13 protein-coding genes are annotated in these 13,071 nt (G+C 51.0%); 4 read left to right on the forward strand and 9 right to left on the reverse strand.

Annotated elements, in window-relative coordinates; all coding sequences use genetic code 11:
* Positions 1–165 precede the first annotated feature (165 nt).
* Genes JI735_RS32325 through JI735_RS37110 form a run of 4 tightly spaced genes read left to right on the forward strand, consistent with a single transcriptional unit; the run spans position 166 to position 3,005 of the window.
* Positions 166–930 (forward strand): (Fe-S)-binding protein, encoded by a 765-nt coding sequence (locus JI735_RS32325; protein ID WP_051051522.1) that lies wholly within the window; start codon positions 166–168, stop codon positions 928–930.
* Positions 911–2,338 (forward strand): LutB/LldF family L-lactate oxidation iron-sulfur protein, encoded by a 1,428-nt coding sequence (locus JI735_RS32330; RefSeq protein ID WP_202676815.1) that lies wholly within the window; start codon positions 911–913, stop codon positions 2,336–2,338. Before JI735_RS32325 ends, JI735_RS32330 begins: the two co-directional genes overlap by 20 nt.
* Positions 2,335–2,868: a LutC/YkgG family protein gene (locus JI735_RS32335; protein ID WP_267919059.1), complete on the forward strand. Its 534-nt coding sequence runs from the start codon at positions 2,335–2,337 to the stop codon at positions 2,866–2,868. Before JI735_RS32330 ends, JI735_RS32335 begins: the two co-directional genes overlap by 4 nt.
* Positions 2,835–3,005 (forward strand): LUD domain-containing protein, encoded by a 171-nt coding sequence (locus JI735_RS37110; protein ID WP_267919060.1) that lies wholly within the window; start codon positions 2,835–2,837, stop codon positions 3,003–3,005. Before JI735_RS32335 ends, JI735_RS37110 begins: the two co-directional genes overlap by 34 nt.
* Positions 3,006–3,021: 16 nt before the next feature.
* Here the strand turns inward: JI735_RS37110 and JI735_RS32340 are convergent, their stop codons facing one another.
* From JI735_RS32340 to JI735_RS32375, 9 genes are all read right to left on the reverse strand, one after another.
* Positions 3,022–3,777, reverse strand: a complete 756-nt coding sequence (locus JI735_RS32340) for a class I SAM-dependent methyltransferase (RefSeq protein ID WP_233184142.1) — start codon at positions 3,775–3,777, stop codon at positions 3,022–3,024.
* Positions 3,774–5,369: a nickel ABC transporter substrate-binding protein gene (locus JI735_RS32345; RefSeq protein WP_233476161.1), complete on the reverse strand. Its 1,596-nt coding sequence runs from the start codon at positions 5,367–5,369 to the stop codon at positions 3,774–3,776. The genes JI735_RS32340 and JI735_RS32345 overlap by 4 nt, the downstream gene beginning before the upstream one ends.
* 70 nt (positions 5,370–5,439) lie before the next feature.
* Complete coding sequence (locus JI735_RS32350) at positions 5,440–6,078, reverse strand: ATP-binding cassette domain-containing protein (RefSeq protein WP_325175558.1); 639 nt, start codon at positions 6,076–6,078, stop codon at positions 5,440–5,442.
* Positions 6,006–6,254 carry a hypothetical protein gene (locus tag JI735_RS36630; protein WP_233476162.1) on the reverse strand — a complete coding sequence of 83 codons (249 nt, stop codon included), beginning with the start codon at positions 6,252–6,254 and terminating at the stop codon, positions 6,006–6,008. Before JI735_RS36630 ends, JI735_RS32350 begins: the two co-directional genes overlap by 73 nt.
* A gap of 37 nt (positions 6,255–6,291) precedes the next feature.
* The gene (locus JI735_RS32355) at positions 6,292–7,077 is read right to left on the reverse strand and encodes an ABC transporter ATP-binding protein (RefSeq protein ID WP_051051521.1); all 786 of its coding nucleotides are present in this window, start codon (positions 7,075–7,077) and stop codon (positions 6,292–6,294) included.
* Between the two features lie 3 nt (positions 7,078–7,080).
* Entirely contained in the window at positions 7,081–7,887 is an 807-nt protein-coding gene (gene nikC, locus JI735_RS32360; protein WP_039833257.1) for a nickel transporter permease, read from the reverse strand.
* A gap of 39 nt (positions 7,888–7,926) precedes the next feature.
* Positions 7,927–8,865, reverse strand: a complete 939-nt coding sequence (gene nikB / locus JI735_RS32365) for a nickel ABC transporter permease (RefSeq protein ID WP_233476163.1) — start codon at positions 8,863–8,865, stop codon at positions 7,927–7,929.
* A gap of 898 nt (positions 8,866–9,763) precedes the next feature.
* Positions 9,764–11,134: a response regulator transcription factor gene (locus JI735_RS32370; RefSeq protein WP_039833247.1), complete on the reverse strand. Its 1,371-nt coding sequence runs from the start codon at positions 11,132–11,134 to the stop codon at positions 9,764–9,766.
* 1 nt (position 11,135) lies between these two features.
* Positions 11,136–12,824 (reverse strand): sensor histidine kinase, encoded by a 1,689-nt coding sequence (locus tag JI735_RS32375; protein WP_233476164.1) that lies wholly within the window; start codon positions 12,822–12,824, stop codon positions 11,136–11,138.
* Positions 12,825–13,071: the final 247 nt, after the last annotated feature.

The following is a 13,071-nucleotide window of genomic DNA, read 5'->3' on the forward strand; positions in this document are numbered from 1 at the left end:
TTTCTCCCCCTTAAGGTAGATCATTCCATTTACTCTTCCACAGTGTAAACGTTATCAATATTTTTTGTCAACAAGATTCACATTTATTATTTGTTTTTGTGTTGTTTTTTATTGACTTTTTGAGTTAAGCTATTGTTGTGAAGGCTGCGATTGGAGGGATAGGAAATGAAAGTCAGTATTTTTTCGACCTGTGTAGTGGACCTTATGACCCCGAATGTCGGGATTGCTATGGTTCAGGTTCTCGAAAGGCTGGGCTGTGAAATCGATTTTCCCGCTTCGCAGGTGTGCTGCGGCCAACCCACCTACAACAGCGGTTATCTGGAAGATTCCAAGCTTGCTATGAAAAATATGATGCGGGCCTTTGAGCATTCCGATTATGTTGTAGGTCCGTCCGGCTCCTGCATCGCCATGTTCCATGAATACCCGAAAATTTTCAAGGGAGATCCCCAATGGGAGTTGAAAGCGGTTGCGTTAAAGGAGAAAGCGTATGAGTTCACACAATTCATCGTCCGGGTGCTCGGCATTACCGATGTGGGTGCAAGTCTGGAGGGGACCGCAACCTACCACCGCTCCTGCCATATGACAAGACTGCTGGGCGAAAGGGAAACCCCGTTCCAATTGCTTGAGCAGGTGCAGGGACTGCAAATGGAGCCGCTGAAGAACAGCGATAATTGCTGCGGCTTTGGAGGAACCTTTTCGGTAAAAATGCCGGACATCTCTGAGCAGATGGTCAATGAAAAATGCGGTTGTGTAACCGAAACCGGAGCGGACATCCTGATCAGTGCGGATATGGGCTGCTTGCTGAACATCGGGGGCCGCCTGTCCCGTAAGGGAGAACCCGTAAAAATCATGCACATTGCAGAAGTGCTGAATCATCACAACCCTGCTGCTAAAAAGGAGGAAGCCGGACATGAGCCTGCAAACGGATAGGCGGGAATTCAACGAACGGACTACAGACGGCATCGGCAATCCTTTTATGAGAAACGCTGTAAGCTCAGCCCAGGACAGCCTGAAGACCAGGCGCCTGTCCGCCGCAACCGCTCTTGGAGACTGGGAACAGTGGCGTACTCTAGGCCAGCAAATCCGCCAGCACACGCTGAAGCATCTAGATTATTACCTGGGGCAGTTAGCGGATAACATTGAGAAAAAGGGCGGACATATTTATTTTGCCAAAACCAAAGAAGAAGCGAGCGGCTATATCCGGGATATCATCGTCCAGAAAAAAGCTAAAAAAATCGTCAAATCCAAATCGATGGTCACCGAGGAAATTGAAATGAACCATGTCCTGATGGAAGCCGGCTGTGAATTGACCGAGACGGATCTGGGTGAATACATCCTCCAGATGGATGATTGGGACCCGCCTTCGCATATTGTGGCCCCTGCGCTGCATAAGGACCGGAGGCAAATTCGAAAAGTGTTCACGGAGAAGCTTGGATACACCGGCGACGAGAGTCCCGTGAATCTTGCCCGTTATGCCCGGACGGTGCTGCGGCAGAAGTTCCTGGAAGCGGATGTCGGGATCACCGGCTGTAATTTCGCCGTCGCCAACCTGGGCGCGATCAATCTGGTGACCAATGAAGGCAACGGTGACCTCACCGCCGCCATACCGAAAACGCATATCGCGGTGATGGGCATGGAGCGCATTGTGCCGACGCTTGAAGAGATGGAAGTGCTGGACAATCTGCTCTGCCGCAGTGCGGTCGGGCAAAAATTGACCAGCTATATCTCAGTCATCGGGCCCTCTGCGTCCGGGGAGACGGATGGTCCTGAGGACTTCCATCTGGTGGTTGTGGACAACGGCCGCTCCGGGATTCTCGGCAGCGAATTCAACGAAGCCCTGCAATGCATCCGCTGCGGCGCCTGTCTTAATGTCTGCCCGGTCTACCGCCATATCGGCGGCCATGCCTACGGGTCCATTTATCCGGGTCCGATCGGAGCGGTAATCACCCCGCTGCTGGGCGGCTACGATGACTATAAAGAGCTGCCTTTTGCCTCCAGCCTGTGCGCCGCTTGTACGGATGTCTGTCCGGTCAAAATCCCGCTGCATGAGCAGCTGATTCTGCACCGCCAGAATATTGTACAGGAAAAACGCACCAGTGCTGCAGAAAGGCTCCAGATGAAGACAGCCGGAAGGCTGCTGGCCTCCCAGGCTTTGTTCGGCAAAGCCCTGCGGTTTGCCAACCCGGCCAGCCGGCTGATCAGCAGGCATGGACGAATTGCAAGAGGACCGCAGCTGGTCCGCGGCTGGATCAACGCCCGTGATCTCAGCCAGCCGGTCAGGCAGCAGGACAGCTTCCGGGCCTGGTTTGACAAACGCAAAGGGAGGGAGGGTCAATGACGGCATCCAACAAGGATTCATTCTTAAACACAATTGCCTCCAAGCTGGGGCGGGAGCGTATCTACGACGTTCAGCGGCCGGACTTGCAGGCCATGGCTCCGGACAGCTACGGCAGTTTAACAGCCGGTGAGCTGATAGAGATTCTGAAGGAGCAGTGCTTTTTCATTCACACGCAGGTGATTGAATCAAACGCGGAAATCTTGCAGAAAACATTGGATGATCTGATCGCTGCGAATGGCGGAGGCAGTGTAATCACTTCCGGAGATGCCCGGTTTGCCGAATATGGGCTGGAATTCGCAAATGCTTCCGTCTGGGAGGAAGCGGCAGGAAGGGAGCAGAATATTCTGCGCTCCGCAGCGGCCAATACGGCGATTGTCTTTGCCGACTATGCGCTGGCCGAGTCGGGTACGATTGTTGTCGAGAGCCGCCCGGATCAAGGGCGCGCCCTGCATTTTCTGCCTGCCCATTATATTGCGGTGATTGAAAAAAGCGGCTCATGCTCCGCTCGACCCAGGCTGCAGCAGATCTGAACCGGCGGATTCAGGCGGGGGAGCCGCTGGGTTCCTCGATCAATTTCATTTCCGGGCCTTCGAATTCGGCCGATATTGAAATGCAGCTCGTTGTCGGGGTGCATGGTCCGCTGCGGGCGGCCTATGTGCTTATCTAGCGATTCATTTAGCAGATCACTCCTTTTTAGCGATAATCATAAACCGGTTCACATTCTCATAACCATATTTCAGGTAATTAAGCGGCAGCTTGCGGGCAGGAATGAAATTCCGGCGGGTATCGAATATGCGGAACCCTGCGTGCAATAGAGCCTGTTCATCTGCTTCAGGCCGGAGTACATTTACAAACGGCAGTTCACTGAGCAGGCTTTTTTCCCTGCTGCTGCGCTGCCGGATTCTTTTTTCCGTAATCAGAATCAGCATCCAGGATAAAGCGTACCAGAGCCTGCGGAATAATGACTTGTTCTCCTTATACATATAGTTGCCGTCAAAAACAATCAGAGTCCCGCCCGGCTTCAGAATGCGGTGCCACTCCGCATAGGCCTTCTGCGGATCGGGCAGCGTCCACACCATATCACGGCAGACGACTGCGTCGAAGCTGTTATCCGGCTCGGCAGTTAAATCCGCTGCATCGCCCACATATGCCTGGACTTTGCATCCATAGCGGTCAAAGTTTCGCGAAGCCCGTTCAATCATTCCCCGTGAAGCATCCACTGCTGTTGCCTGATGCCCCATCTGTGACAAGAGGATAGAGAAAAATCCCGGACCTGTTCCTACATCAAGTACTTTTTGCCGGGATTTGAGGCCCATTCCCTGAATAAGCAGCTGCTTCCACAGTCTGACGGTTTTCCTGCTGCGGAATTGAGTCTGGATCACCTTGTCATAACCAACCGAGCTGGAGGTCCAATATTTAGAGATTTCTTTTAGCATCATTCTTCACCTATGTCCAGCTGATTCCAGAAAACCGGTGTGAAGGTGGTGTACCCGGGCTTGAAACCCTTCACCCGCTTGTTCACCGCCATGACCTCTTCCGGAAAGTATAGGGCTCCAAACATGGCTTCCCCATACAGCCTGCCAAAGATCGAGTCATAAGCCTTTTGCCTCACCAGCAGATCCGTACTTCCTACCGCTGTATCAATGAATGATTCCAATTCAGCGTCCGACCAAGCAACAGCCGGTGCCTCCGCAGTCCTATGGAACAGGGACAGGAGAAAGGCATGCGGATTATAAGCATCGTCGTAGGTACGGTACATAATAAGGTCGTATGCCTTGGTGGTCCATAATGCATCATAATACGCGTTAGGCTCAAGGATCTGAAGATTCACGGCAATACCTATCGCCTTCAGCTCGGACTGGACCAGCTCACTGACGGATTTCCATTCCGGAAACTCGGCTTGCTGCAGTACAAAACTAAACTCCAGCGCCGCGCCGTCCTTTTCAACGATTCCATCCCCATTAGAATCGCTATAACCGGCTTCTGCAAGAAGCTGTTTTGCTTCATCCGGGTCGAAGCCATACCAGGTATTATTCTGATCTGTCACATAGGGTACGGTTAAGGGGAATAGACCTTTGGCTTCGCTGCCGATACCATCCAGCAGATCATCGATAATGCTTTTTTTGTTGATGGCTAAATTAATGGCTTTGCGCACGTTCAGGTCCTGCAGAGCCGGAGTGTTGTAATTAAAAATCAGGAAATGCGAATTTGTTCCTGGTGCTTTTTGCAGACTCAAACTGGAGTCGCCTTCGATAACCGGTACGCTTTCTACCGGAAGCTTGCCGGGCTGGCCTCCTGCAATATCTACAGCCCCGCTTTGCAGCGCCAGCACTCTGGATTGCGGATCAGGAATAACCTTGAGAATAATCTTGGACAGCTTGGGGGCCTCTCCCCAGTAATAAGGATTTCTGACGAGCACTGCCTCCTGATCCGTCTTATAGCTCTCCGCCATCCATGCCCCGGTGCCGACCGCTTTGACAAATTTCCCGGTAACCTCTCCGGCAGGTTCTACGGCAGAAGGGCTAATGATTCGAACCGGTCTTGCAAAAGACAACTCCGTAAGGAACGGATAATAGGTTTTGTTGAAGGTCATGGTGAGGGTATGGTCGTCTACAACATCCATAGACTGCAACGCTGCAGCTACATTCAACGAATTAGCCGGATCGTTCATCCAGCGTTCAAAAGAGAATTTAACCGCGGCGGCATTAAAATCAGTGCCATCCGAGAACTTCACCCCATGGCGAAGATGAAAAGTATACACTTTTCCGTCTTCGGATATGTCCCAGGACTCTGCCAATGCCGGCAGAATGCTGCCTTTTTCCCCATACTCCACTAATCCGTCATAGATCATCGCATGTACACTCATCGCACCTTTATAGGCACCGGCATCGAGCTGATCTATACCAGGGTCTGCCGATATGGCTACAGTGACCGCTTTCTCCCGCCCTTCGGAGGGTTGGCCTGTTGCATCGCTGTTATTGCTGTTGCTGCTGCACCCCGCAATCATTATGAATGCAGCCAGTATGATCATTATCAAAGATTGGGTTAAGCCTCTGATTCGCTTTGAATTTCTTGCCATCTCTAATGTAACTCTCCTTCTTCTAATTTCGGTCATCTGACCTTCTTAGCCGGGGGTCCTGTACAGGCACCGAAGCTATAAGTTTTTGGGTATACGGATGGACCGCCTGCTTCATCAGTCCGCCGCCCGATTGCTCCTCCACAATCTGCCCCTGATGCATTACAGCTGCCCTGTCACAGAAACGGCTGACGACTGACAGATCATGTGTAATAAAAATATAAGCCAGCCCCAGCTGAGCCTTCAGCTCCTGCAACAAATTCATCATTTGCCTCCGCAGGCTGGCATCGAGACTGGAGAACGGCTCATCACAGATAATCAGCTCCGGGCGAAGCGCAATCGCTCTGGCAATGCCGATTCTTTGCTGCTGGCCCCCGCTGAGTTCATGCGGATAACGGTACATGTACCGCCCTTCGAGACCCACCAGCTCCAGCGTTTCTGCAATCCGGTCCCTGCGTGCCCCTGCATTTCCCATCCCGTAATTCCTTAACGGCTCGCCGATGATTTGCTCCACTGTAAACAGCGGGTTGAACGAAGCGAGGCTGTTCTGAAATACGACCTGCAGCTTGCCCCGAATTCTCCGCATTTTGCTTAAGCTCCAATCTGTGAAATCTGTACCCTGGTAGAGAACCCTTCCGGAGGACGGCCGTTCCAATCCAAGCAATAAACGGGCCAGCGTGCTTTTACCACTGCCGCTTCCCCCACAAGTCCCAGATTTTCATGCGGCTTCAGCCGGAGCGACAGATGATTTACAGCCGCTACCTTTTGGATATCCGGCGTGAACCACCTCCCTTCCCGGCCATACACTTTACTCAGTTCTACAGCTTCGAGCAGATACATGTCTCCCCTCCTGAACAGATATATACTATTATGGTTGTTATCTGCTGCCAAGAAGCTGTCTTGTATAGGGATGCACCGGATTGGCAAAGAGGGTGTACACATTTCCGGCCTCCACAATCTTTCCTGACTGCATGACATACACATAATCCGCAAGCTCTGCGACAACGCCAAAATCATGTGTGATTAACAGGATGCCCATGCCCTCCGCATGTCTGATCCGATCCAGCTCCTTCAGAATCCGGGCTTGAGCCATAACATCAAGTGCTGTTGTCGGTTCATCGGCAATCAGAAGGCGCGCACCTGAGATTAGAGCGATGGCAATCATCACCCGCTGGCACATCCCGCCGCTGATCTGAAAAGGATATTTAGTGTACAGCAGCTCAGGATCGCTTAGGCCTGCCCGGTGCATCTGCTCCAAAGCCAGAGCTTTTGCCTCTTTTCTGGATACCTTTCTATGCAGCATCACCGTCTCCCTGATCTGCTTGCCAATGGGGAGCAGCGGATGAAGTGCGTTCATGGGGTCCTGAAAGATAACGGCTATTTCTTTGCTCCGCAGCATCCTTAGCTCACGTTTTGAGTATTCGCGGAGATTATTGCCACCCAGCCAGACTTCTCCCTTCTCCACCCTGCCCGGCGGGTCCAGCAGCCCCAGAACAGACATGGCTGTTACGCTTTTTCCACAGCCGCTTTCACCGACAAGCGCAACAATCTGCCGGGGCCTCACTTCCATGCTCACATCATCTACAGCCGTGACTGCCTGATCCTTGGTACAGAAGCTGGTCCGCAGATGGTCGATTCTCAGCAGCGGGGTCTCAGTTAACATGTTCTACAATTCCTCCTTCTGCCCCGGTTTGCGCAGCCCCTCTCCCAGCAGATTGAAGCCCAGGACCGAAAGCATAATGGCCAGTCCCGGATATAACAGCAGCCGGGGCTCCGTTTGGATGTAGGGGCGGCTATCGTTCAGCATGACTCCCCACTCCGGTGTCGGAGGCTGAGCACCCAGGCCCAGAAAAGACAGACCGGCGATCGAGAGCATCAGTGTACCGATTTCGATGGAAGCCAGCACCAGGATGGGACGGGTGGCATTCAAGAGAATATGCCGCAGAATAATCTGCAGATGCGTGGAGCCTCCAGCCTTCGCTGCCATAATGTAATCACTTTCCTTTATTTGCAGGACCATACTGCGGATCACTCTTGCATAGCCCGCCCACCACACTGCTGCAAAAGAGATAAGCAGGTTTTTCATGCTGGGGCCAAGCACCGCTGTAACGGCCAGAGAGAGAATGAGACTGGGAAAAGCCAGCAGGATGTCAATCACCCGCATGATCAAATGATCGATTATTCCCCCAACATAGCCAGCGAGCAGGCCAACCGGAATACTAATAGAAAAAACCGCCGCCAGTACCATCAGTGAATAATATAGTGAAGTCCGCGTCCCGTAGATCAGACGGGATAAAACGCAGCGCCCCAAATGGTCCGTACCCAGAGGATACTCCCATGACGGCATACTTAGCTTGTGTTCCATATGAATCTGAAGCGGATCGGATGGAGCAAGCCAAGGGGCAAATATTCCAATACATACGAACAGAAGCACAATCATCCCGCCGGCTTTGGCCCCGTTACTCTTGAACATATGAAGGCGGTTCAAAACCAACGCCCCCTTTCTGCCGTTTCACCGCATCCTGATTCGCGGGTTCAGCAGCAGATGGAGCAAGTCCACCGCAACGTTAATCAGGACAACGACAACAGCCATTATTAATACATAGCCTTGAATGACCGTGTAGTCTTTGGCAAAAATAGCTTCCACTGCATATTTGCCGATACCGGGCCAGGAAAAGATGCTCTCCACAATCACCGAACCGCCCAGCAGCCCCCCTATGTGAATCCCCAGCAAGGTGAGGCTGGGAAGAAGTGCATTGCGAAGCGCATGTCCGCTTATCACCTTCCATTCCTGCAGCCCCTTAGCCCTCGCCGCCTTGATATAGAGCTTGCCGAGAACTTCCAGCAGACTGGAACGGATCAGACGGATATAGATTCCCGCCATGCCAAAGCCGAGAGTACATGCAGGCAGAATCACACTCGGCCATCCCTCCATGCCCATCACAGGGAACCACTTCAGCTTCACCGCACCATAATAAATCAGCAGCAGGCCAAGCCAGTAACCCGGCACGGAAACACTGAACAGCGCACAGACTCTTCCCAGACGATCCAGCAGGCTTCCCGGATAAAGGGCAGAGCCGATGCCAAGCGGCAAGGCAATCAGAATTGCCGTCAACAAGGAGCAGCCGCTAAGCAGCGCTGTAGCCGGGAAACGGGTCATAAGTTCTTCCCGCACCGGCAAGCCGCTGCTGTAGGATATTCCCAAATCCAGATGAAACACGCGGTACAGCCAGTGCACAAATTGCATATGTATCGGCCCATCCAGGCCAAGAGCATGTCTGGTGGCCTGGATGGCCTCCAGTGTAGGCTTGATGCCGTCTGCACGCAGCATAATCTCAGCCGGATCTCCCGGCGTTATTTGCATCAGTGCAAAGGTTATTATGGAGATGCCAAACAGCACGGGAATGATCTGCAGCAGCCGCTGCACCAGATACCGTAAAATGATGTTCAACCCCAATGTTTATTCGTAATAATTACGATTATAACATAAACTTTTAAAATTAATAGTCTAAATTTGACGTTCATATAAAACATGGCCGCTCCAGGCGGAGCGGCCAACGAATAACCAAAGGGGCTTACTGCAACAAGTAATATGTTTTGTATCCACTTGATTTGAGTAGAGGTAGAGATTCATTCTGATTTTAGGGGATAAGGGTTGCACAAGTAGAAACGGCTGTGCCGTCCTCCACGGGACAGCGCAGCCGCCTTTGTTCTAGCGTTACCTGGAGAACGATTCCTCATGAATCTAACGGCAACTCTTTAAGTGGAAAAAGGGACACTAATTTGCTGGAGTACCCTACCCTCGGGCAGATGAAGTGGAAAAAGGGACACTAATTCGGCTCATTTCGCCACTTTTCAAGAAAAGTGGCCCAATTAAGTTTACTTTTTCCACTTCAATCCCATGATTACTTAATTTTCGAAAAAATAAGTTCCCTTTTTCCAACTAGCACCTGCGAAGAAGCCGGTAAAAACGGATCGCCCTATTCCTTCGCGATCGATCCGCAGCCGTTACGGACAGGAAAGCCGTTATGGATAGAAGATTCGGCTATTCCGCAGGACAGCGGACTCAGATGCCTTTATTTGTCCCTTTCCCCTTCATTCCAGGCTCGATCGAACGTTATAACGGCTCCTGAGTCCGCAACTGCTGAAAAAGCAAGGTTTTTGACTAAATAAGGGCTCCTCAGTCCGCTCAGTCTGAGGATGGAGCTCCAGCCCACCTGGAGCCCTATCCTTCTGCATCGCTTATATCCTTTGAGGCTGCCAAGATATCCACATTTTTTTGCACTGTATACCAATCATTAGTATCCTCGAAATCATGCGAAACCTGAACCCGAGTTACAAAATTCCGGTTACTCCTGTTTCACTTTCATCTGATTTTTCCGGTATTGCTGCGGTGTGACGCCGTATTGCTCTTTAAATAGCTTGATGAAATATTGGGACTTTTTATAGCCCACCATATGGGAGATATCCGCCACATGCAGATTGGAACCGGTCAACAACCTGGAGGCCCGTTCAAGCCGCTTGGACGAAATATAGCTTGAAAGGTTCTCCCCCGTTTCTTGCTTGTAGAATTTGGAGAGATAGACCGGGTGAAGATGGACGATGCGCCCCAAATCCTCCAGGCTGAGCGCTTCATCGAGATGTCCGGTGATATAGGTCCGGATGTTGTCGATCATATCCTCATTGGACAGGTCTGCTTCCCTCCCAAGCCGAGAGATCGCCAGGATGATGAATTCATAGGCGTCAGCCGGGTGTTCAAGCCGGTGAAACAGCCAATCGGGAACTTCCTCCGCGCTTACTTGGTCATGGGTAAGATATAAATACCGGACAGCCTCCACAAGATAAATCATCTTCTGTTTTTTAACAGTCAAATGAGTGAACCGTTTTTGAATTTTTTGGCGGGCACATTCCCACTCCCGGGACTCCAGTTTCGGGAATTCGTCCGCATTTTGCAGCAGGGCAAAGTCAGCAGGCTCCACTTTTTCCTGATAAAAGAACTGATAGAACGAATGCCGGACCGAATGCTTGTGTATAAACTGAAACGGCTCAGACCAGACGATGGTAGGGATGGCAGACTCAAGCTGCCCAGTCTTGGTGTCGGGGACTATCCCGACCCAAGCAGGCGGGGCTTCCCAAATGAACACACCAGCCTCTTCCAGGCTGCCCCGGAGCTTCTTTTCCTCCTGCCCGTCCGCCGGGGTAACCTTGAAGAACCGCATAAGTTTTTGTTCAAAGCCGCTATGCGCCGGTATTAATTCCCGCTTCGGCGAACCGTTCACGCTGAGGGCCGATAAAAGATAGCCAAGACCGTCCTGCGACTTCCCTGAATGACCGTTTTCGGGCCGGTTATCCCCAATTGTTTTGGTGACGTTCCGTATGGCTTTTTCCATATCCTCTTTATCCACCGGCTTCAACAAATAATCAAACGCTCCCAGGCGGACCGCCTTCTGCGCATATTCGAATTCCGAATAACCGGACAGAAAAATCACTTTGGTCTTCAGCTCCAGGGCCTTCACATGCTCCAGCAGATCGATCCCCGATACCTCAGGCATACGGATGTCAGTGATCAGGATATCTACAGGCGACTGTTCCAGCATTCCTTTGGCTTCAATGGAATTCGTTGTAGTCTCAACCTGCTCCACGCCGAATGTTCGCCAGTCCAGCAAATGCTTCAAATACTCCACGATGTAATGCCCGTCATCCACGATCAGTACCTTCACACTATTCCCCTTCTTCCAGTTGAAAATCGATGAGCAGGCACACAGAAAGCCCTCCCCATTCATTGGTATAAAAGTGCAAACCGCTGCTTTCCCCGTACGAATTTTTGAGACGCTTGTTAATGTTCCACAGCCCAATGCCTTTCGTTCCTTCCGGTGCCTCTTCCTTTCCGATATGGTCCATGAGCTGTGATATTTGTTCCGGTGAAAGCCCCTTTCCGTCGTTCGCTACCGTAATTTTAAGACCTCCACCCCATTCTTCGGCGCTGATGGAGACACGATGAGCCCCCTGATGCTCTTCAATGCCGTGCTGAATTGCATTTTCCACAATGGGCTGAATCATCAAAGGCATGATCCGCCGTGTTCCGATGCCTTGCGGCAGTCCGATCCGGTAGTCGATTTGTTTACATAGCGCCATGATCGCCAAATAATGGCCGGACAACTCCAGTTCCGAAGCAACGGTTACATCGCGGGAGTCCAGCTTCGTCATATAGCGGTAATATTCAGCCAGATGCTTGCTCATCCGCATGACTGCATCAGGTGACGCCTTGGCCATAGACATAATAAAGAACAGGCTGTTATACAAAAAATGCGGGTTGATCTGCGCTTGCAGCTCCTTCAATTCCGCGTTCTGCCTAAGCTCCGTCTCCGTCGCCAGCGAAACGAACAGCGCCTGAATCTGCTCAACCATGTGGTTGAAGCTTTTGAACAGGCTGTCAAATTCATTGCCGGGATTCTCTTTGATCCGCGTGCTGTATTCACCATGCTCCACCTGATAAAAACGCTTGTGCAGCAAATATACATTGCGGTAAAAATTGCGGTAGAACATCGTGATCACGAACAGACCGATAATCAGGATAACCAGAATGCTGATGAAGAACACCTGATGATTCCGGTTAAGCGGATTCAGGAAATCGTTCATGCGCGTGTAGGTCACCAGATAAGCATCAATCGAATCAATGTATTGGGACAATATCACGTAATCTCCGTCAGCCGCCTTATAGTGATATTCCAGCACTTGGTCCGGATCGGCGTTAATCATTCCTTTGGCCGCTTGGACGATACCGGAATCCACGGACTTGTCACTGACCAGCAACTCCTTGTTGAGCAGGAAAAAAGCGTCCGCATTGTCACTGTTCAACGCCTTATCCAGCAGTCCCACCAAATACTCTGTTTTGAGCTTGACCCCTACAATGTATTGAATATCCGAGGGGCTGCTGGGCTGCTTGATATACGGATAGACTGAAAAATAGTACAAACTTCCGTCCACAGTTTTCCACCCCTGACGGGTCACCTGCTTGAACGGCCCGGCTACGGACCGGCCGCTTGCGGTAGAGATAAAGGTTCCGTCCGATCTCCAGAAAATCCCCACCATCTCCACAGATTGGCTGGATACCAGCGTATTGCTGATCATGGCCTTTATATCATTTTTTTTCATCTGGGAATCATAGACGCCCAGGACACGCTTCTGGCTCTCATAATACCGGACCGAACTGTCCGTCGTATATTGTATGGCATACATCCGGGCTTCGGAGAGAACACCATCCAGCATACTGTCCGTATAGATTACCTGGTTCTTGGAGGAATGGATCAGGCTTTGTTGAAGGGTCCGCGCACTCAGCGTTTCCATCACATAAAACAAAACCAGTGTAAGCGTTAGAAAAAAGACAAAAAAATAAATAAAGCGTTTCATATTTATTTTTCTAAGCAGTGAAGCCACCCCCTTTTTGCCGCCATGGCTGGCCGCTCCCCCATAATAGCTTAATCTTCACCAAAGAAAAAGAGTTCCGTTTTCCCCGTCCAGGCTATTTTGTTAACCTCATTAAGATCGGGGCTATAATATTTATTTTCTGGCATTTCACGATGTAAGCGCTTTTGTTAGTCTGAAAATAGGCAATACAGAGAAATCAATCATGAAAAAAAGGGGGGGGGACGACCAT

Origin of the sequence: Paenibacillus sonchi (assembly GCF_016772475.1) — a bacterium.
Lineage (GTDB): Bacteria > Bacillota > Bacilli > Paenibacillales > Paenibacillaceae > Paenibacillus_AQ > Paenibacillus_AQ sonchi.